19 protein-coding genes are annotated in these 19,940 nt (G+C 74.5%); 8 read left to right on the plus strand and 11 right to left on the minus strand.

Going from position 1 to position 19,940, the window contains the following annotated elements; all coding sequences use genetic code 11:
* Positions 1-602 (minus strand): 1-phosphofructokinase family hexose kinase (locus tag ABZ914_RS25300; RefSeq protein WP_500196176.1); only part of this gene is annotated, 602 nt, incomplete at its 3' end.
* Positions 602-1,471 (minus strand): SIS domain-containing protein, encoded by an 870-nt coding sequence (locus tag ABZ914_RS25305; RefSeq protein WP_500196178.1) that lies wholly within the window; start codon positions 1,469-1,471, stop codon positions 602-604. The genes ABZ914_RS25305 and ABZ914_RS25300, both read right to left, overlap by 1 nt.
* A 223-nt stretch (positions 1,472-1,694) precedes the next feature.
* On the opposite strand from ABZ914_RS25305, the gene ABZ914_RS25310 reads away from it, so the two are divergent.
* Positions 1,695-2,093: a VOC family protein gene (locus ABZ914_RS25310; protein WP_500196179.1), complete on the plus strand. Its 399-nt coding sequence runs from the start codon at positions 1,695-1,697 to the stop codon at positions 2,091-2,093.
* Positions 2,094-2,130: 37 nt separating this feature from the next.
* On the opposite strand, the gene ABZ914_RS25315 is transcribed toward ABZ914_RS25310, so the two are convergent.
* Entirely contained in the window at positions 2,131-4,218 is a 2,088-nt protein-coding gene (locus ABZ914_RS25315; RefSeq protein WP_500196181.1) for a phosphocholine-specific phospholipase C, read from the minus strand.
* A gap of 185 nt (positions 4,219-4,403) precedes the next feature.
* On the opposite strand from ABZ914_RS25315, the gene ABZ914_RS25320 reads away from it, so the two are divergent.
* Positions 4,404-5,828, plus strand: coding sequence for an aldehyde dehydrogenase family protein (locus ABZ914_RS25320; protein ID WP_500196183.1), 1,425 nt, complete (start codon positions 4,404-4,406; stop codon positions 5,826-5,828).
* A gap of 43 nt (positions 5,829-5,871) precedes the next feature.
* Here ABZ914_RS25320 and ABZ914_RS25325 read toward each other — a convergent pair whose 3' ends face one another.
* The 6 genes from ABZ914_RS25325 to ABZ914_RS25350 form a co-directional block, all read right to left on the minus strand.
* The gene (locus tag ABZ914_RS25325; protein WP_500196185.1) at positions 5,872-6,492 is read right to left on the minus strand and encodes a TetR/AcrR family transcriptional regulator; all 621 of its coding nucleotides are present in this window, start codon (positions 6,490-6,492) and stop codon (positions 5,872-5,874) included.
* Between the two features lie 13 nt (positions 6,493-6,505).
* Positions 6,506-7,375, minus strand: a complete 870-nt coding sequence (locus ABZ914_RS25330; RefSeq protein WP_500196187.1) for an oxygenase MpaB family protein — start codon at positions 7,373-7,375, stop codon at positions 6,506-6,508.
* Positions 7,376-7,440: 65 nt separating this feature from the next.
* Entirely contained in the window at positions 7,441-8,772 is a 1,332-nt protein-coding gene (locus ABZ914_RS25335; RefSeq protein WP_500196189.1) for a flavin monoamine oxidase family protein, read from the minus strand.
* A 145-nt stretch (positions 8,773-8,917) separates the two neighbouring features.
* Complete coding sequence (locus tag ABZ914_RS25340; protein WP_500196190.1) at positions 8,918-9,139, minus strand: ferredoxin; 222 nt, start codon at positions 9,137-9,139, stop codon at positions 8,918-8,920.
* Positions 9,136-10,380: a cytochrome P450 gene (locus ABZ914_RS25345; RefSeq protein ID WP_500196192.1), complete on the minus strand. Its 1,245-nt coding sequence runs from the start codon at positions 10,378-10,380 to the stop codon at positions 9,136-9,138. The genes ABZ914_RS25340 and ABZ914_RS25345 overlap by 4 nt, the downstream gene beginning before the upstream one ends.
* A gap of 235 nt (positions 10,381-10,615) precedes the next feature.
* Positions 10,616-10,744, minus strand: a complete 129-nt coding sequence (locus tag ABZ914_RS25350) for a hypothetical protein (protein ID WP_500196194.1) — start codon at positions 10,742-10,744, stop codon at positions 10,616-10,618.
* A 201-nt stretch (positions 10,745-10,945) separates the two neighbouring features.
* On the opposite strand from ABZ914_RS25350, the gene ABZ914_RS25355 reads away from it, so the two are divergent.
* Together ABZ914_RS25355 and ABZ914_RS25360 are read left to right on the plus strand one after the other, a co-directional pair.
* Positions 10,946-11,917 carry an NAD(+)/NADH kinase gene (locus ABZ914_RS25355; RefSeq protein ID WP_500196196.1) on the plus strand — a complete coding sequence of 324 codons (972 nt, stop codon included), beginning with the start codon at positions 10,946-10,948 and terminating at the stop codon, positions 11,915-11,917.
* Positions 11,918-12,104: 187 nt separating this feature from the next.
* Positions 12,105-14,015, plus strand: a complete 1,911-nt coding sequence (locus ABZ914_RS25360; RefSeq protein ID WP_500196198.1) for a DUF8823 domain-containing protein — start codon at positions 12,105-12,107, stop codon at positions 14,013-14,015.
* Here the strand turns inward: ABZ914_RS25360 and ABZ914_RS25365 are convergent.
* Positions 14,012-14,965: an NADP-dependent oxidoreductase gene (locus tag ABZ914_RS25365; RefSeq protein WP_500196200.1), complete on the minus strand. Its 954-nt coding sequence runs from the start codon at positions 14,963-14,965 to the stop codon at positions 14,012-14,014. The two genes, ABZ914_RS25360 and ABZ914_RS25365, sit on opposite strands and share 4 nt — an antisense overlap.
* Positions 14,966-15,015: 50 nt before the next feature.
* On the opposite strand from ABZ914_RS25365, the gene ABZ914_RS25370 reads away from it, so the two are divergent.
* Both ABZ914_RS25370 and ABZ914_RS25375 read left to right on the plus strand, forming a co-directional pair.
* Positions 15,016-15,675, plus strand: coding sequence for a TetR/AcrR family transcriptional regulator (locus tag ABZ914_RS25370; protein WP_500196202.1), 660 nt, complete (start codon positions 15,016-15,018; stop codon positions 15,673-15,675).
* 148 nt (positions 15,676-15,823) lie between these two features.
* On the plus strand, positions 15,824-16,726 hold the full coding sequence (locus tag ABZ914_RS25375; RefSeq protein WP_500196203.1) for a TIGR03619 family F420-dependent LLM class oxidoreductase: 903 nt from the start codon (positions 15,824-15,826) through the stop codon (positions 16,724-16,726).
* 34 nt (positions 16,727-16,760) lie between these two features.
* On the opposite strand, the gene ABZ914_RS25380 is transcribed toward ABZ914_RS25375, so the two are convergent.
* A complete protein-coding gene (locus tag ABZ914_RS25380) occupies positions 16,761-17,951 on the minus strand; it encodes an ROK family protein (protein WP_500196205.1) in 1,191 nt (396 codons plus the stop codon).
* 127 nt (positions 17,952-18,078) lie between these two features.
* Here ABZ914_RS25380 and ABZ914_RS25385 point away from each other — a divergent pair, with 127 nt between their 5' ends.
* Both ABZ914_RS25385 and ABZ914_RS25390 read left to right on the plus strand, forming a co-directional pair.
* Positions 18,079-19,479 (plus strand): APC family permease, encoded by a 1,401-nt coding sequence (locus tag ABZ914_RS25385; protein ID WP_500196207.1) that lies wholly within the window; start codon positions 18,079-18,081, stop codon positions 19,477-19,479.
* Positions 19,476-19,940, plus strand: a 465-nt coding sequence (locus ABZ914_RS25390) for an ROK family protein (RefSeq protein ID WP_500196208.1), incomplete at its 3' end; no start/stop codon positions are given. The genes ABZ914_RS25385 and ABZ914_RS25390, both read left to right, overlap by 4 nt.

Consider the following 19,940-nt stretch of genomic DNA (forward strand, 5'->3'; position numbering starts at 1 on the left):
ACGACCAGCGCGCCGTCCGCGCCGGCGGCGGCCCCGTCGAGGCCCGCCGCGGCCATCTCCGCCTCGTTGGGCTTGAGCAGGTCGGGCCGTGCGCCGGCGGCGGCGCGCAGCGCGGGCCCGCCCGCGTCCACCAGCACGCGGGCGCCCGCGTCCCGGGCCAGCCGGGTGAGGACGGCGTAGGCGTCCTCCGGCACTCCCGGCGGCAGGCTGCCGGACAGCACCGCCACCGACGCCCGGGCGGCGAGCGCCGCGAACGACTCCTGGAAGGCCGCCCACTCGTCCGGGCGGACGTCCGGTCCCGGCTCGTTGAAGATCGTCGCGTCGGTGTCGACGACCGTGACGGTCCGCCGCGTCTCCCCCGCGATGGCCGCGAAGGCGTGCGGGACCTCCAGCCCCTCCGCCACCAGGGCCCCGGTGGCGCCGCCCGCCAGCCCCGTCGCCAGCGTCTCCTCGCCGAGGGCGTGCAGGACGCGGGCGACGTTCAGGCCCTTGCCGCCGGGGCGCTGCAGCACCGACGCGACGCGGTGCGAGCCGTGCGGCGTCAGCCTGGGGACCCGGTAGGTCACGTCCCAGGCGGGATTGAGGGCGACCGTGAGGATCATCAGGACAGGATGATCGAGCGGGTCAGGTTGCGCGGCCGGTCCGGGTCCAGGCCCTTGGACTCGGCCAGCGCCACCGCGAGCCGCTGGGCCCGCACCAGGTCCGCCATCGCGTCCGCGCCCGACGCCTCGACCAGCGCCCCGGTGGCGGCGACCTGCTCGGGCAGGCCCTCCGGCGGCGTCCCGAAGAACCAGGTCAGGCTGTGCTCGTCGGTGACGCTGATCGGGCCGTGCCGGTACTCCATCGCCGGGTAGGACTCGGTCCACGCGCCGGCGGCCTCGCGGACCTTCAGCGCCGCCTCGTTGGCGATGCCGTTCGTCCAGCCCGCGCCGAGGAAGGTGAACTGGCCGCGCTCGACGGCGCCCTCGGGCAGCGGCGCCTCGACCGCGGCGCGGCACTGCTCGATCAGGTCCGCGGGGAGCAGGCCGAGGTGCGCGCGCAGCAGCGCGAGCGCGGTCGTCGCGAACCGCGTCTGGACGACGGAGCGCTCGTCGGCGAAGTCGAGCACGACGCGGGCGCCGGCGAGGTCCATGATGGGCGTCCGCGGGTCCCCGATCAGCGCCGTGGTCGGCAGGTCGGTCCCGCGCAGCAGGTCCAGGACCTCCGTGGTGGTGCCGGAGCGGCAGATCGCCACCACCCGGTCGTAGCGGCGCCCGTGCGGGAACTCCGACGCCGGGAAGGCGTCGCTCTCCCCCGCCCCGGACGCCTCCCGCAGCGCCGCGTACGCCTGGGCGATGAACAGCGAGGTGCCGCACCCGACGACCGCGACGCGCTCGCCCCGCGCCGGCAGCCCGTCCACCCCGTCCGCCAGCTCGGCGGCGCGCTCCCAGCAGCCCGGCTGCGACGCGATCTCCTCAAGAACGAACGACACCGAGGCTCCTAATTGCTCGTTTGTGCGCCTTATGCGCCAGTAACGTACAAGAGTGAGCACATGTCGGCAAGTAGTCCGTCAAGGCGCCCTGGTCGGCCGGGCATGCTCGCGCCCGCGCCGGGAACCGGTGCCGGGGGAGCGATGAGTTCCGGGCGCTCCCCCGGTCTGCCTCATCGACGGACCGATCGACACCCGACCGGTCGACACAGAAGGGGGAAACGCCATGGGCGACACGACCACCACCGCGGCCGTCCGCAAGGTCGCGAACGTGATCATTCCGGTGCGCGACCAGGACCGGGCGCTGGAGTTCTACTGCGGGACGCTCGGCCTCGACAAGCGCGCCGACCAGCCGTTCGGCGGCGGCTACCGCTGGATCGAGGTCGCCCCGGAGGGCGCCGAGACGCCGATCGCGCTCTGCCCGCCGCCCGAGGGCACCGAGGCGGGCGGCCGGGACACCGGCATCGCGCTGTCGACCGCCGACATCGACGGCTTCCACGCGCGGCTGAAGGCCGCGGGGGCCGACGTCGACGCCGAGGTCAGCCGCATGGGCGGCCCGGTGCCGCCGATGTTCTGGTTCCGCGACCCCGAGGGCAACACCCTCATGGTCGTCGAGGAGGCCTGAGCCGCCCCGCGCCCGCGGGGCGGCTCCCGCCCGCCGGTCAGCCGGAGACCGACGGGCGGCCGTTCTCCAGGTGACCCATCAGGCGGCGGCGGAACGCCCCGTCCTCGGCCGCGCGGACCTCCACGTCGTACCAGCCGTGCTCGGTGGCCCAGGAGACCGTCACGCTCCTGCCCGCCGCCACCGTCGCCTTGCGGGTCGCCTTGCCGTAGGCGAGGGCGCTCAAGGTGAACGTGAGGGGCCGCGTGCCGCGGTTCCGGACGGTGATGTCGATGCGGCCGGCGCCGGCGGCGGCGCGCGACGTCACGTCGGCCCCGGCGGCCGCGCCGGAGGCCGCGCCCGCGAACTCGCACCGGAACCCGTTCGGGCCCGTCAGCGTGAGGCGGTACCGCCCGTTCTTCAGCGCCACCCGCTCGACCGCGCGCCCGGCCACGTCGTAGTGGCGCGGCGTCGCGAACTCGCCCGCGTACGGGTACAGCGCGAGGTGCGAGGCGCGGGTGCCCCGCTCGGTCATGGTGACGACCAGGGCGCCGCCGTCCAGGCGCGCCGACGCGTCGGTGCGGTAGGGCAGCGCGCGCGCCGGGCGTGTCCCGGGCTCCGGAACGGGGTCCTTCTGGACGACCGGAGGGAGCGCGGGCCAGCGCAGGTAGAACTTCGGCGGCGTCCCGGGCCGGGGCACCGACGGCGGGCCGGCCGGGTGCCGGAAATCGAACGCCGAGGTCAGGTCGCCCGCGACGGTCCTGCGCCAGGCGCTGATGTTCGGCTCGCGGACGCCGAGCCACCGCTCCAGGAAGCGGATCGTCGAGGTGTGGTCGAACACCTCCGAGCACACGTACCCGCCCGCGGTCCACGGCGAGACGACGGTCATCGGCACGCGGAAGCCCAGCCCGATCGGCTTGCCGTCGGCGTGCTCGTCCGCGGCGTCCGCGGGCGGCAGCGGCGGCGGCACGTGGTCGAAGTAGCCGTCGTTCTCGTCGAACAGCAGGAACAGCGCGGTGGTCTCCCACGCCCGCCGGTTCGAGGCGATCGCGTCCAGGACCTGGTAGGTGATGCCCGCGCCCTGGATCGGGCTGCCGGACCCGGGATGCTCGGACTCGGCGGCAGGCGCGACGATGTAGGACACCTCCGGCAGGCGTCCGGCCTCGACGTCGGCGCGGAACGCCGCGCCGAGCGTGCCGCCCTCGCTCCGCCGCAGCGCGCGTTCGAACAGGTCGCGTTCAGGCGCGGGGAGCGCCGCGACGCCCTTGTCCAGCGCGGCCAGCATGCTCTTCCGGTCGTCCGCGCCGGCCCCCGCGACGGCGCCGTAGAACTCCGTGAGGCTCTTGTACGAGCCGGCCGCCGCGAGCGCCTTGCGCATGATCCCCTTGAACGTCGTGAGGAACTCCAGCGGGTTGTCGGTGAAGTTGTCCCACTCCTGGTAGACCTTCCACGTCCGGCCCGCCTTCGACAGCCGTTCGACGTAGGACGTCTGCGCGTAGCCGGGATGGTTCGCCTCGTCGTAGGCGTCGTTCTCGACCGCGCGGTGGCCGTTCGCCTCGTAGCCGATCGTCCCGGTCCAGTGGTACGTCCTGTTCGGGTTCGTGGGCCCGAACACGGAGCAGTGGTAGGCGTCGCAGACGGTGAACGTGTCGGCCAGCTCGTACTGGAACGGCAGGTCCCGGCGGTCGTAGTGGACCATCGTCGGCATGAGCTTGGCGGCGATCCAGCCGTCGTGCCATCCGTCGCCGCGCGCCTTCTGGCCGCTGTCCCAGCCGTGGTCGACGCCCGCGATGTAGTTGACGTCGGTGAACGGCCCGTGCCCGATCGCGTCGCGGGCGAGGAACGGCTTGACGCGCCGCAGCAGGCCCGGCTGCTCGAACACCGGACGCCCGTCGCGCAGCTCGATCGCGTTGCGGTCGCCGAAGCCGCGCACGCCGCGCAGCGTCCCGAAGTAGTGGTCGAACGCGCGGTTCTCCTGCATCAGGAACACGACGTGCTCGATGGACTCCAGCCCGCCGGACCGCACCGGCTGCGCGAGCGCGGCGTGCACCGACGGCGGGAGCAGCGAGGCGACGGCGGCGCCGCCGGCGACGCCCGCACCGGTGGCGAGGAAGGAGCGGCGGGAGGGACCATCGCGGCGAGGGCTCATGACCGCACAGCGTGGGCCGCGCGGGTAACGGGACGACCGCGATCACGCGTCCGCCCGGTAACGGACATGAAAGAGATTCACGTGCGCTTCGGCGGCGCGCCCGGGGCGGGCGTTTACCGGACCGAACGGGTTTCGTATGTTGAGCGTGCAACGAAGCACGGCCCGTTCCCTGCCGGAGGAAGCCCATGGACCACGTCAAGCAGTTCTACATCGGCGGCCGGTGGGTCGCGCCCCGCACCGACACGACGCTCGAGGTCGTCAACCCGGCCACGGAACAGGCCATCACCTCCATCGCCATGGGCGGCGCCGAGGACGTCGACGCCGCCGTCACCGCGGCGAAGGAGGCGTTCGAGACGTTCTCCCAGACGAGCAGGCAGGAGCGGCTCGACCTGCTCGACTCCGTCATCGCCGTCTACACCCGGCGGCTGGAGGAGCTCGCCGACATCATCAGCCAGGAGATGGGCGCGCCCCTCTCGCTGGCGCGGGCCGCGCAGGCGGTCGCCGGCCTCGGCCACCTCGGCACCGCGCGCGCCGTGCTGGCCGACTTCGAGTTCGACCGCCCGATGGGCGGCACCCTGGTCACCCGCGAGCCGGTCGGCGTCTGCGGGCTGATCACCCCGTGGAACTGGCCGCTGAACCAGATCGCCTGCAAGGTCGGCCCCGCCCTCGCCACCGGCTGCACGATGGTGCTCAAGCCGTCGGAGGTCGCGCCGCTGAACGCGATCCTGTTCGCCGAGATCCTCGACGAGGCGGGCGTCCCGGCGGGCGTGTTCAACCTCGTCAACGGCGACGGCCTCGGCGTCGGCGCGCCGCTGTCGGCGCACCCGGACGTCGACATGGTGTCGTTCACCGGGTCCACCCGCGCCGGCATCGAGGTGGCCCGGGCGGCGGCCCCGACCGTCAAGCGGGTCGCGCAGGAGCTCGGCGGCAAGTCCGCCAACATCATCCTGGACGACGCCGACCTGAAGGCCGTCATCACCCGGGACGTCGGCAACATGTGCACCAACTCGGGCCAGTCGTGCAACGCCCCCAGCCGGATGCTCGTCCCGGCAGCGCGCATGGAGGAGGCCGCCGCCATCGCCGCGGAGGCCGCCCGCGGCATCGTGGTCGGCGACCCGCGCGAGGAGACCACGCGGATCGGGCCGGTCGTGTCGGCCACGCAGTACGGCCGGATCCAGCAGCTCATCGAGAAGGGCATCGGCGAGGGCGCCAGGCTGGAGGTCGGCGGCCCCGGCAAGCCCGAGGGCCTGGAGACCGGCTACTTCGTGCGCCCGACGGTGTTCTCGCACGTCTCCAATGAGATGACGATCGCCCGCGAGGAGATCTTCGGCCCGGTGCTCGTGCTGATCGGCTACGAGGACGACGACGACGCGGTGCGCATCGCCAACGACACCCTCTACGGCCTGTCCGGCTACATCTCCGGCAGCCCCGACCGCGCCAGGGCGATGGCCCGCCGCCTGCGCACCGGCAACGTCCACCTCAACGGCGCCGGCCCCGACTTCAACGCGCCGTTCGGCGGCTACCGCCAGTCCGGCAACGGCCGCGAGTGGGGCGCGCTCGGCTTCGAGGAGTACCTCGAGACCAAGGCGATCATGGGGTACGACGCCTGACCGGTCCCGGCACGGTGCCCGCCGCGGCGCGGCGGGCACCGGGTCAGCGGATCATCGGGGTGAGGTAGCGGCGGGCGAAGGCCCGGGCGCCGTCGTCGTCCAGCGGGATGTGGCCCTCCGGCGTGAGCAGGAGGGAGTGGGTGAGCCGGATGAGGATCTCCGCCACCACCTCCGGGTCGAACGCGCCGGCGTCGCCCTGCCGCTGCGCGGCGCGGAGCCGGCGGGCCAGGTAGCCGCGCGCGGCGGCGAGCAGCGGGCCGGCGCGGCCGGTGGCGTGCGGGAGGAGCAGGTCGGGCTCCAGGACGAGCAGACGGTTCACCAGCCGCTGCTCACGGCTGATCCGCAGCGTCGCGACGAACCCCTCGACGAGGCGCTCCTCCACCGTCGGGCAGGCCGCGACGGCGGCGTCCAGCTCGGCGAAGAACCGCCGCGCCTCGCGCAGCAGCACCCCCGTCACCAGGTCGTTCTTGGTCGGGAAGCGCCGGTAGAGGGTGGCGCGGCCGAGCCCGGACGCGCGGGCGACGTCGTCGACGGTGGTGCGGCGCAGCCCGAACGTCCCGTACAGCTCCAGGGCCGCGTCGAGGATCCGGTCGACCTGCGGGCCGGACACCTCCGGGTCGGCGAGCAGGTCGGGCAGCGGCGCCCGGTCCGTCGGCTCGGTCATGGTGCCCCCGAGCCTAGTGCCCGCGCCGGGCCCGCCGCATGGCGCGCGCCGCCATCGGCGAGTAGCGCAGCCGGTCGACCAGCACCCGGTCGCCCGCGCGCATCGCCTGCGCGAACAGCCGGAAGCGCCGCTCGTCGGCGGGCGTCCAGCGCAGCCCGAACCGCTCCCGCAGGACGGGCGGGAGGCAGCCGACGCCCATCCGACCCAGCATGACCGTCGGCGGCCCGGCGACGCCGGACCAGGCGAGGTCGGGCAGCGGCCAGCGCGGCGGGGGCGGCAGCGGCCTGCGGTCCAGCTCGATGAGCAGCCGCACGGTGGCGTTGTCCTCCAGCCGCTCGTTCACCATCGTGTCGAAGTAGTCGCGGAACGCCGCGGGGCTCGCGGGGATGTGGCGTTCGGTGATGCCCAGCGCCAGCGCGAGCCGCGCCCACTCGCCGTGCAGGACGCGTTCGCGGTCGGGTGTGAGGGGCGTGCCGAACAGCCGCTGCGTCTGGATCATGCCGTGCAGCAGGGTGGCGTGCACCCACAGGTAGGCCTCGGGGTTGAGGGCGTGGTAGCGGCGGCCCCGCGCGTCGACGCCCTTGATGTCCTTGTGGATCTCGCGCAGCCGGGCGGCCTCCCGCCGGCCGCGCTCCTCGCCCCGGTAGCCGAGGAAGTTCATCGTCGACTCGACGGTGCGCAGGAGCCGGCCCCAGCGGTCCTCCAGGAACTCCGAGTGCTCGGCGACCCCGGCTCCGACGACCGGGTGCGCCACCTGCAGGAGGAGGACCGCCCGGCCGCTGAACGCGCCCCGCCAGTCCCCCGCGTACCGCCAGATGAGGGAGCCGCGGCCGGGGATGGCGCCCGCCTCGGTCCGGCCCGGTTTCACGTCGACGTCGGTCATACCGCATCACCCGCTCTGAGACGTTGATACGTAGTTTGTATCAAGCATTCAGCGCGGCGGCCAGCTCACGGGCCGATGAGGATCTCGGCCGCGGCGCGGCGGCCGGACTGGACGGCGCCGTCGAAGTAGCCGTTCCATCGCGTGGCCGTCTCGGTGCCCGCCCAGTGCAGGACGCCGGCGGGCTCGCGGAGGGCCGGACCGAACCCGGTCCAGCCGCCGGGCGCGAGGTGGCCCGAGAAGCAGCCGCGGGTCCACGGCTCGGCGCACCAGTCGAACTCCACGTACGCCACCGGGTCGCGCGCCTCGTCGCCGAACAGCTCGCCGAGCCGGTCCAGGACGGCGCGGCGGCGGTCCCGGGGCGTCAGCGCGCGCAGCAGGTGCGCGTCCGCGCCGTAGGCGAACGAGGTCAGGACCGCGCTCGGCCCGCCGGGCGGGGTGTTGTCCACGGTCTCGGTGAGGACGCCGGCACTGCTGAAGCTGATCCCCGACAGGCCGCGCGCCCTCCAGAACGGCTCCTGGTACACCGCGTGCGTCTTCAGGGCGTATCCGGACGCCATCCGCTGGGTGAGGCCGTCCCGCCGCGGTGGAAGCGGCGGGTCGTACTCGATGCGCCCGGCCAGGACGGGCGGGATCGCGACGATCACGTGGGCCGCCTCCAGCCGCAGGCCGCCCGCGTGGACGACCGCGCCCCCTGGGCCGTGCTCGATCCGCCGGACCGGAGCGTCGAAGTGGATCGTGCCGGCGGGCAGGGCGGCGGCCATCCGGCTCGCGAGTTCCTGCGGCCCGCCGACGAGCCGCTCGGCCTGCGCGCCGCCCGCGAAACCGACCAGGACGTCCAGCCCGTCACCGCTGACCAGGTAGAACAGCGTCTCCAGGAGCGAGGCGTCGGCGGCGTCCAGCGACAGCAGGCCCCCGGCCGTCTGCCGCGCGACGGCCCGCGCGACGGCCGGGTCGCTCGTCCGGGCGGCCAGCCACGAGGCGAGCGTCGTACCGTCCCAGGACCGGGCGCGCGGATGTGTCCAGGGCGCGTCGACCGGCACCTCGCGGCTGAGGCGGTCGAGCTCGCCGCGCAGCGCCATGACCTCCGCCGGTAGCGCGTCGACCAGCGCGCCCTCGTAGTCCACGATGGCCCGGCCGTACTCCGGCGTCGGATAGGTCGGCACCCGGTACCGGGCGATCAGCTCGCGCATCTCGTGCTGGCTCGGCCCGACCCACTGCCCGCCGAGGTCCAGCTGCGTCCCGTCGGGGAGCAGGCGGGTGAGCACCCGGCCGCCGACCCGGTCGCGGGCCTCGGCGACCGCCACGCGCGCGCCCGCGCCGGCCAGCTCGTGCGCCGCCGCGAGCCCGGCGAATCCGGCGCCGACGACCACGACGCCGCCGCTGCGTCCGTCCTCCACTCACGCCTTCCGGATGTCGGGGACCTCCGCGGAGGATTCCGCTCCGGCGGGCAAGGCAACATCAGGCGGAGGTATAGGTTCGCCTCCGCCCTCCGAGGCGCGGTGGCGGTGCAGCGCCGGGCGCGGCACCGCCGCCACGCCTTCCTCACTCCTCGGGCGCCAGCACCTCGCCCGTCTCCTTGGCGCGGATGGTGATCGCCTCGACGGGGCAGGACTCGGCGGCGTCGAGGGCCCGGTCGTCCGGTTCGGCCTCGTCGCGGACCGGACGCGACGTGCCGTCGACGACGGCGAAGTGGCCGGGTGCCGTCCCGGCGCAGATGCCCGAGCCGATGCAGGCCCGTCCGTCCACCTCGACCAGCCACGTCATGCGCTCGCCCTTCCGGGGGACCCGGGCCCGTCCCAGGCGACCGGCATCCGCTCGGGCGCCCGGGTGGCCGAGCCGACCTTCCAGACGATGTCGTCCGCCCGTCCCGCGAGGCGCAGTCCCGGGAAGCCGTCCAGCAGCGTGCGCAGCGCGACCTGGAGCTCCATCCGGGCGAGCTGGGCGCCGAGGCAGTGGTGCGGGCCGTGCCCGAAGCCGACGTGGGACGCCTCGCCGCGCCGCGGGTCGAACGTCTCGGGATCGGAGTAGACCGACTCGTCCCGGTTCGCCGACTGCAACGCGACGACGACGGGCTCCCCCGCCCGGACGGTGACCCCGCCCAGCTCGACGTCCTCCAGCGCGTAGCGCGCGCTGCCGGCGCCGCCGCCGAGCGGGACGTACCGCATCAGCTCCTCGACCGCCCGCGGGATCAGGTCCGGGTCCGCGCGCAGCGCCGCGAGCTGCTCGGGATGGGTCAGCAGCACGTAGACGAAGTTGGGGATCTGCGACGCCGTCGTCTCGTGCCCGGCGACCAGGATCCCCTCCGCCATCGCGAGCAGCTCCTCCTCCGACAGCCGGTCGTCCCGGTCGCGCGCCTCGATGAGCGCGCCGATCAGGTCGTCGCGGGGCGTCTCGCGGTGCTCGGCGACGAGGCCCGCCATGTAGTCCCGCATCCGTCCCACGTACTCGGTCACCTCGTCCCGGGTGAACCGCGTCGTGGACAGGAACGCGTCCGACCACAGCCGGAAGTCCGTGCGGTCCTCCACCGGAACCCCGAGCAGCTCGCAGATGACGGTGATCGGCAGCGGCAGCGCGAAGTCCTCGACGAGGTCGGCGGGCGGCCCCTGCGCCCGCATCCGGGCGGCGAGATCGCCGGCGATCCGCCGCGTGCGGGGGCGCAGCAGCTCCACGCGCCGCGCGGTGAACGCCTTGGCCACCAGCCTGCGCAGCCGGCTGTGCTCCGGCGGGTCCTGGCGCAGCAGGGAGCCGGGCGACCCGATGTGGAGCCGCGAGCGGGGCTCGTCGCGTCCCGTGGCGGCGGCGCGACTGAACCTCGGGTCGCCGAGGACCACCTTGACGTCCTCGTAGCGGGTGGCCAGCCAGGCGGGCTCGCCGTAGGGCAGCCGGATCCGGCACAGGGGCCGCTTGCGCAGCCCGGCGAGCGCCGGAGAGACGTCGAGGCGGTCGCTCGCGCCGAACACCTCGGACCAGGGTTCCGTGTCGGGCCAGGGTCGCGTGGTCGTCATCACCCACTCCTTCGCGGGGGTCTCGTTTCACCATTGGCGGGTGCGCGCCGGCACGGCGGGGGCGGACGTCCCCGGGGATGCGGGCGGCATGGTGACGGCTCGCGCGCGGCACGGCGCAGGGGCGGCGGGGGGTGGGAGCCCGTGGGCGTCGACGCTGCCGGCCGTCCGTCCGCGACGCGGTGACGCGCCGGCGGCCCGCGTGCGGGTGCGACGGCGGTCCGCGCGCTCATCCGCGTCAGGCGTCCGGGTCGTCCAGCGCGGGCGCCGGGAGGTGGGACGCGGCGTCGGCGAGCAGGCCGATCGGGTCGGCGCCCTCAACCGGCCGGCCCCTGGCCGGCCAGAGGATGGGCACGCGGCTGCTCACGCGACGAACGTACGTCCTGACTGATGCCTATACAAGATGTCAAATCAAGACGATCTTCTCGCGGCCTTCTCCCTCGGCGGCCTCTTCACCTGCTGCCCTCGCCGCCGGGGCGGCGGGCGAGGTCTACCTCGCCGCGTTCACCGAGCGGCTGGACGCACCTGTACGCGATCCCGCCGGAAGGGCACCCCGTAGGGTGAGGGCATGGGTGCGGAACCGCAGGTCGGCGCGGTCGGGCTGGTGCTCCATCCGACCAGGCCGCTGGGCCCGTCGATCGACGCGATCATGGCGGCCGCCCGCGACCGCCCGGCCCGGGTGCTGGCCCGGCCCGCCGACCGGGACCGGGTGCCGCCCGGCGTCGAGATCGTGCCCGACGCCCGGTTCGCGGCCGAGGTCGACGAGCTGATCGCCCTCGGCGGCGACGGCACGATCCTCGGCGCGATGCGGCTGGTGATCGACCGCCCCGTGCCCGTCCTCGGGGTCAACCACGGCAACCTGGGCTTCCTCGCCGAGGTGCACCCGGCGCAGCTGCCCGCGGCGCTGGCACGGCTCGCCGCAGGCGACTTCACCATCGAGCAGCACGCCGCCCTGTGCGTGGACGCCGGTCCCATCGAGCTGACGACCCGGTCCGGGTTCAACGACATGGTCCTCGGCCGGTCGTCCCGGACCGGCGCCGTCTCCCTCGACCTCACCGTCAACGACCTGCAGTACGGCTACTACCGGGCGGACGCGCTGGTCGTCTCGACGCCGACGGGCTCCACCGCCTACAACTACGCCGCCGGCGGGCCGATCGTGTCGCCCTCCTCCAACGCGGTCGCCATCACCCCGGTCGCGCCCATGACGGGGATCAGCAGGCCCGTCGTGCTCGGCGCGGCCGACCGGATCCGCCTCTCCGTCGCGGCGGACAGCGCGCCGATCACCCTCGACATCGACGGGACGGCGGCCGCCGAGCTCGGGCACGGGGACCGGCTCACCGCGACGATGGTGCCGGAGGCCGGGCAGGTCGTCCGGCTGTCGGCGCGCGAGCACGCGAGCCGCAGCCGCGTGAAGCTCAGCCTCCTCGACCTGCCCCTCCGCCCGGACCAGCTCCTCGAACTGATCCCGCCGGAGCTGCGCCGCGACGCGGAGGCGGCGGCCGGGCAGCTCCAGGCCCCCGGTTCGCCCCGCCCCGACTGACCGGGGCCGGCTCGGCACCGCCCAGATCGGCCGCACCGAACGAGGGCGACCACCCGGCCGCAGGACGGCCCCTTCCGGGGGCCGCCGGGGCGGGCGATATGAAATGTCCTACGTTCCCCCCGTAGTGTTCATATGCCGGTTTATAACGCCCCGCCGGGCATGAGCACAGACATGGAGCGTCCCGTCAGTGACCGCAGCGCAGGCCCCGCGCGCCCATGATCCCGACCGGGGGCTCGGCACGCCCCCGGACGGCGACACGAAGCAGGCCGAGGGCCGGACCCGGCTCGGCGGCGAGCGACCGCCGGAGCCGACCGATGGTCCGGCCGAACGGCGCGCGCCGGACGGCTCCGGAGCCCGGCGCCCGGCGCTGAACCGGTTCCTGCGCCACCCGGTCACGCTGGTGACGGCGATCACAGCGGCCCTGCACCTGCTGTGGCTCGGCACCCTCGCCAGCAGCGGCGGCGACCTCGCGGCGCAGGACGCCTGGGCCGAGTTCGCGGGGCGCCACCCGGGATCGGCGTACAACCTCGCCTGGTACGGCGGCATGCACCCGGTCTCCTACAGCGCCGTCTCGCCGTACGTGATGTCGGTGCTCGGCGTCCGCACCACGATGATCATCGCGGGCACGGTCTCGGCGGCGCTGATCACGGTGATCCTGGCGCGCAGCAGGCACGTCCGGCGGCCGCTCTGGCCCTCGCTCGCGGGCGCGCTCGCGCTCGTCTGCAACGCGGTGTCGGGCCGCGTCACGTTCGGCCTCGGCCTGATGTTCGCCTTCGCCGCGGCCGCGATCGTCTTCGCCACGCCGCGCGTCCTGCGCGGCAACCGCTGGGCCAAGGCCGCGGCCGCCGGGCCCCTCGCCGGCCTGGCGACGGCCTGCTCCCCCGTGGCCGGGCTCTACATCGGGCTCGTCGCGGCGGCCCTGTTCCTGCAGAAGCGCAGGCCCGCCGCCTACGCCCTCGGCGTCGCGCCCCTCGTCGTGGTCGCGCTGTCCGCCTGGCTCTTCCCCTTCTCGGGCACCCAGCCGATGCCCCTGGGGTCGGCCATCCTGCCGATCGTCTTCGGGGCCGCCGTCATCGTCCTGGTGCCCAGAGACTGGCGGACGGTCCGGATCACGGCGGTGGTGACGTCGGCGACCGTGCTGGGCGCCACGCTGATCACCTCCCAGGTCGGCACGAACATCACCCGCCTCCCGATGCTGTTCACCGGCGTCGCGCTGATCGCCGCGCTGCCGTTCACGGAGCCGCGCTCCCGCAAGTGGTACGCGATCGTGCTCGTCTTCCTCGGGTTCACGACCTGGATCGGCATCAAGACGGTCCAGGACGTCGTCCGGGCCCATCCGGCGGCGGCCTGGACCCGCCGCCTCGCGCCCCTCGTCCACGAGCTGCGCAAGGCGGGGGCCGAGCGCGGGCGGGTCGAGGTCGTCCCGGCCCGCTCCCACCGGGAGGCGTCGGCCCTCGCCCCCTACGTGAACCTCGCGCGCGGCTGGAACCGCCAGGCCGACATCAAGCGCAACCACCTCTTCTACGACGGCACGCTCACCGTGGCCACGTACCACGACTGGCTGAAGCACTGGGCCGTCCACTACGTCGTGCTCCCGGCGGACGCGCCCGACAACGGCGCCGAACGCGAGCGGGAGCTGGTCGGCAACGGCCTCCCCTACCTGAAGAAGGTGTGGAGCGACAGCAACTGGCACCTGTACGCCGTCACCGACCCCGCTCCCCTCGCCGAGCCGAACACGACCGTCCTCCGCGCCGAGCAGAACGAGACGACGCTGAAGGTCGGCGCGCCGGGCCGGATCCTCATCCGCATCTCCTACTCGCCCTGGCTGAGCCTGGTCGACGCTGACGGCCACAGCCTCCAGCCTCCCTTCGAGACGGAGGCGTCCAAGCAGATGCGGGAGTACGACGACGGCAGGCCGCCGCAGTACGTCAACCCCAACGGCTGCCTGGCGCCGACCGAGCCGGACGCCACGGGCGACGCGTGGACGGAGCTCGTCGCCCCGAAGGCCGGCACCTACCGGCTGGCCGCCCCCTACAAGATGCCCCGGGGCACCTCCTGCCCCAAGGAGCTGCGCGGCCCGCCCCTGAGCGGCCCCTAGCCCACCAGCACGATCTTGCCGCGGGCGTGGCGGCCCTCGCTCAGCTCGTGCGCCGCCGCCGCCTCGGCGAGCGGGAACGCCGCCGCGACCGGCACCCGCAGGCGGCCCTCGTCCGCCAGGGCCACCGCGATCGGGAGGCCGTGCACCGCCAGCGGGTCGGCGCCGACGCCCAGGGCCGTGCCGGTCTCGTCGACCGGCGCCCCGTGCGACAGGTGCACGCCGTGGGACGCCGCGGTGAGGTCCGGGGCGATCGTCACCACGCGCGCCGGGTCCCCGGCGATGGCGACGAGGTCGGGCAGCGCCCCTCCGGCGCAGTCGAACACGGCGTCCACCCCGTCCGGGGCGAGCGCGCGGACCCGTCCGGCGAGCCCCGCCCCGTACGTCGTCGGCTCGGCGCCCAGGGAGCGCAGGAAGCCGTGGTTGCGCTCGCTCGCCGTCCCGATGACGGTGGCGCCGCGCGCGACCGCCATCTGCACGGCGATCGTCCCCACCCCGCCGGCCGCGCCCTGCACGAGCAGGGTCTGCCCCGCGCCGACCGCGAGCCGGTCGAGGACCCGGGTGGACGTCTCGACGCCGCCGGCGGCGCCGCCCGCCTCCTCCCAGCTCCATGCGGCCGGCTTGGGCGCCCAGGCGGCGAGGACCGCGAACTCCGCGTTGGCGCCGCGCTCCGCCGGGTCGGCCATGCCGAACACCTCGTCGCCGACCTCCACGCCGGTGACGCCCTCGCCGACCTCGTCCACCACCCCGGCCGCGTCGAACCCCGTCCGGTACGGCAGCGCGGTCGGCACCAGGTCGCGCATCGCCCCGGAACGGATCAGCGTCTCCCCCGGTGAGATCCCCGACGCCCGGACGGCGACGCGGATCCGGCCCGGCCCGGCGTGCGGCGCCTCGACCTCGGCGACGTGCAGCACGCTCGGCGGGCCGTACTCGTTGAACTGGACTGCTCTCATGCGGCCGACCGTAACGGAACACCCCGTCCGCTTCGGTTAAAGTGAGAGCGGTGACGGACGAAGTGGCTCGGAAACTCCGCTCGGACGCCCGCGACAACCGCGAGCGCATCCTGGAGGTGGCGCGCGAGGCGTTCGCCGCCGAGGGCCTGGACGTCCCGATCCGCGAGATCGCCCGCCGCGCGCACGTCGGCCCGGCCACCCTCTACCGGCGCTTCCCCACGAAGGAGGCGCTGCTCGCGGCGGCCTTCGAAGACCAGATGGCGGTGTGCATCGCCGTCGTCGAGGAGGGCCTGGCGGCCGGCGATCCGTGGGCGGGGTTCCGCACGGTGGTCGAGCGGCTGATGGAGGTCCACAGCCTCGACCGCGGCTTCGCCCACGCGCTCATCTCGCAGTACCCGCGGTTGTTCGACTTCGCCGAGGGGCGCGAGCGCACGCTGCGCGGCCTGGGCGAACTCGTGCGGCGGGCGAAGGAGGCGGGCGCGCTGCGCGAGGACATCGTGCTCGAGGACGTCGTGCTGGCCCTGATGGCGAACGAGGGCATCCGGGCCGGGTCGCGGGCGGCGCGCGTGGCGGCCTCGCGGCGCTTCGCGGCCCTCATGATCCAGTCGTTCCGGGCGGACGCGCCCGGCGCGCCGCTCCCGCCGGCCGTCCGGCTGCCGATCGGCGTCGGTGGCAGAGGCGCCGCGCCGTCCCGGCCCGCGTCACCGTGACATCCGCGCTCTGAATCCTGCGGAGAAAGAAACTCTTCGAACTTTCCGGCCGCGCGAGCGCAAGAACCGGGAGACGGCTCCGACCTGTCCGTGAAGGAACGCCTTCGCCTGGACGCGCGCGCCCGGCGACCACGAACGGAGATCGAAGATGGACATGCCCCGCCTCGGAGTCACCCTCCAGCACTTCGGGCCCCACGCCGGACCCGACGCCGTCGTCACCGTCGCGCAGGCCGCCGAACGGCTCGGCTTCCACGCCGTGTCGGTCAGCGACCGGCTCCTCACCCCCGTCGGCCCGCACTGGACCAATGACGCCGGGCTGCCCGAGTCGGCGCCGTGGGACGTCCTGGAGGTGCTGACCTGGGCGGCGGCCCACACGCGGCGGATCCGGTTGACCACCGCCATCCTGAACACGATCTTCCAGCCGCCCGTCGTCGTGGCGCGCCGGCTCGCCACCCTCGACCGGCTGTCCCGGGGCCGCGTGGTCGCGGGCGTCGGGCAGGGCGGCGGCACCCGGCTCGCCCCGTATTACATCCCCGAGGAGTTCACCGCCGCCGGAGTGCCCGCCGGCCGCCGCGGCGCGGGCTTCGCCGAGCACGTCGCCGCGATGCGCGCCTGCTGGGGACCCGACCCGGTCGAGTTCCACGGCGAGCACTACCGGATCCCGGCCTCCAGGATCGGACCGAAGCCGTACGGCGACCGCATCCCGGTGCTGTTCGGCGCGATCACCCGTCGGACCGTCGAGCGGGCGGCCCGGATCGGGGACGGCTTCGTCACCACCGCCGTGGACTGGGACGACACCCGCGCCCACATCCGCTGGTACCGCGACGCGGGCGGTACCGGCACCGTCCTGGTCAGCACCTTCCCGGCGCCGCCCGGCACCGACGTCTCCACCGCCGACTTCGTCGACAACGCGTTGCGCAACATCGACCGGGCCGCCGAGGCCGGCGCGGACGAGATGCACCTCGCCACCAACCTCCTCGACGTCCACCCCCAGCGTCAGGCCGACCTGCTGGAGGCCCTCGCCACCGAACTGGCCCTGCCGGTCTCCTGAGCGCGCCGGGCGGGGCGTGCCTGCCCGGACCGGTTCATGACTCGGTGACGGCGCGGGTGAAGACGAGGTCGCGGGCCGTCTCCAGGCCCGTGGCCAGGGCCCCGAGGACGACGGCGTCGTCACCGAGGGCCGAGACCTCGACGCGCGGCGCGCCGAGCGGGGTCATCGCCTCGAGGCGGTCGCGCACGGCGCCCAGGAGCACGTCGGCGCCGTGCCCGCCGATGCCGCCGCCCAGCACGATCAGCTCGGGATCGAGGAGCGCGACGACGCTGGCCAGGGCGCGGGCGACGTGCCCGGCCTCGTGCGCGACGGCCTCCGCCGCGAGGGGGTCGCCGGCCCGCGCCTCGTCGAAGACGCGCTTGGCCGTGATCGGCCCGGTCATGCCGAGCCGCCGCGCGGCGGCCACGACCCCCGGGCCGGACGCGACCGACTCCAGCATCCCGTGCGAGCGGCTCTCCCTCGGGTCGGCCTCGCCGAACGGCAGCCAGGCGATCTCCCCGGCCGCGCCGCGCGCGCCGCGGTGCAGCTCGCCGTTCAGGACGATCCCCATCCCGATGCCCGTGCCGATCGACATGAACGCGAAGTGCGGCACGCCCTCGCCCAGCCCGTAGCCCTGCTCCCCCAGCGCGGCGAGGTCGATGTCGTTCTCGATGGCGCAGGGCGCGGGCAGCCGCCGCGCCAGCCGGCCGGTGACGCCCGGGACGTCCCAGCCGGGCAGGTTGGGCGCCAGGCGGAGGCGCCGGTTCTCGACGTCGTGGACGCCGGGGGTGCCGAGCACGATGTGGGTGACGGCGCCGTCGGCGGCCTTCGCCAGCTCGTCGACGATCCGGCCGATCCGGTCGATGAGCGCGTCCGGTTCGGCGCTCCCGCCGGCGCCGACCGAGCGGACGTCCTTGCGCACCGCGATCTCGCCGGACAGGTCGGCGAGCGCGGCGCGGATCCACTCCCGGCCGACGTCGAGCCCGATCACCCAGCCCGTCTCCGGCCGGATCCCGTACAGCCGGGCGGACCGCCCCGCCCCGCCCGTGCGGCGGCCGATCGCCTTGACCAGCCCGACCCGCTCCAGGTCGGCGAGCGCGAGCGAGATCGTGGGCTTGGAGAGGCCGGTCGCGGCGGCGAGCTGCGGGCGCGACACCGGCCCGAGCAGCCGGATCCGCTCGTACACGGCGCGTTCGTTCATGATCCGCAGCACGCTGGTGGTGTTGGCGGTCTCCCTGCTCGGCACGTGTAAAGCCTGACATATCCCGGCACCGCACACGCCGCGGGGATTGATTTGTTAGGGAGCCTCCCTTACATTCGCATCGACGTCGGACGGGGGCGAGACGTCCGGTCACGAGAAGGGAGAGACCGCGATGACCGCTCCCGCGGGTTCGGGGTTCGAACGGCGGCTCGGCGTGTTCCAGGCCACCACCGTGAACATGACCCAGATGTGTGGAATCGGCCCGTTCGTCACCATCCCGGCGATGATCTCCACGATGGAGGGCCCGCAGGCGATGTTCGGCTGGCTGGTCGGCGCGCTGATCGTGCTGGCCGACGGCCTGGTCTGGGCCGAGCTGGGCGCGTCCATGCCCGGCGCCGGCGGCACCTACCTCTACCTGCGCGAGGCGTTCCAGTACCGGACCGGGCGGCTGATGCCGTTCCTGTTCGTCTGGTCGGCGGTGCTCTTCATCCCGCTGATCATGTCGACCGGGGTGATCGGGCTCGTCCAGTACGCGGGCTACCTGTGGCCCTCGCTGGTGGACGGCTCCGGCCTGTCGACCGGCGGCCACGTCCTCGCGATCGCCGTCGTCGCGGTCGTCGTCGCCGCGCTGTACCGCAGGATCGGCGACATCGGGCTGCTCACCACGGTCTTCTTCGTCGTGATGCTGGTCTCCGTGCTCGGCGTGATCCTGGCCGCGTTCACGCACTTCCACTCCGACCTGGCGTTCACCTACCCGCACGACGCGGGGTCGAAGTTCTTCCACGGCCTCGGGGCCGGGCTCGTCATCGCCGTGTACGACTACCTCGGCTACAACACGGCGGCCTACCTCGGGGCGGAGGTCCGGCGGCCGGGGCGCGTGATCCCGCGGGCGATCGTCTTCTCGATCCTCGGCATGATGGCGCTGTACTTCCTGCTCCAGGTCGGCATCCTCGGCGTGATCCCGTGGGAGAAGACGCAGGAGTCCAGCTCGTTCGCGTCCCTCGTCCTGGAGAGGACGTGGGGCAAGGGCGCGGCGCAGGTCTTCACGGTCGGGATCATCGTCACCGCGTTCGCGTCGGTGTTCGCGGGCCTGCTCGGCGGCTCGCGGGTGCCCTACAACGCCGCCCGCGACAAGCTGTTCCTGCCGTGGTTCGCGCGGATGCACCCGCGCCTGAAGTTCCCGACGTTCGGGCTGTACGCGATGGGCGTCATCACGGCGCTCGGCTCGCTGTTCACCCTGACGGACGTCATCAGCATGCTGACCGCCGTGTTCGTGCTGGTGCAGTCGGTCGCGCAGATCGTCGCCCTCACCGTGCTGCGGCGCCGGCAGCCGGACCTGCCGCGCCCGTACCGGATGTGGCTGTACCCGCTGCCGAGCCTGGTCGCGCTGGCGGGCTGGATCTACATCTACAAGTCGGCGGGCACCAGGCCGATCGTGCTGTCGCTGGTCTGGCTCGCGGCGGGCGTCGTCGCGTACCTGGTCTGGGCGCGGCTGGAGCGGATCTGGCCGTTCGGGCCGAAGGAGATCAGCGAGCCCTTCGCCGAACCCGGCGCCGAGCCGCAGGCCGCATGATCCTCGGGATCGACTTCGGGGGGACCAAGGTCGCGCTGGCCACCGCCGACGCGACCGGAAGGCCGCTCCGCCGCGCCCGGCTGGAGACGCGGGCGGCGGACGGCGCGGAGCGGGTGGTGCGCCGGGCGCTGGACGCGGCGCACCGCCTCGTCGCCGAGACCCCCGGCACGCTGGCCGCGGTGGGCGTCTCCACGTTCGGCGTCGTCCGCGGGGGGCGGGTGCGGCTGGCGCCCAACGTCCCCGGCTGGGAGGACCTGCCGCTGCCCGACCTGGTCTCCGGCGCCCTCGGCGCGCCCGTGCGCGTCGACAACGACGTGAACGCGGCCACCGCCGCGGAGGCGCGCTGGGGCCGGCTCGCGGGCGTCGGCACCGGCGTCTACGTGAACCTCGGCACCGGGCTCGGCGCCGGGATCGTCGTCGGCGGGCGCGTCGTGCCGGGCGCGCACGGCGCCGCCGGCGAG

This window comes from Spirillospora sp. NPDC046719 (assembly GCF_040645715.1).
In the GTDB taxonomy this organism is placed as follows: domain Bacteria; phylum Actinomycetota; class Actinomycetes; order Streptosporangiales; family Streptosporangiaceae; genus Spirillospora.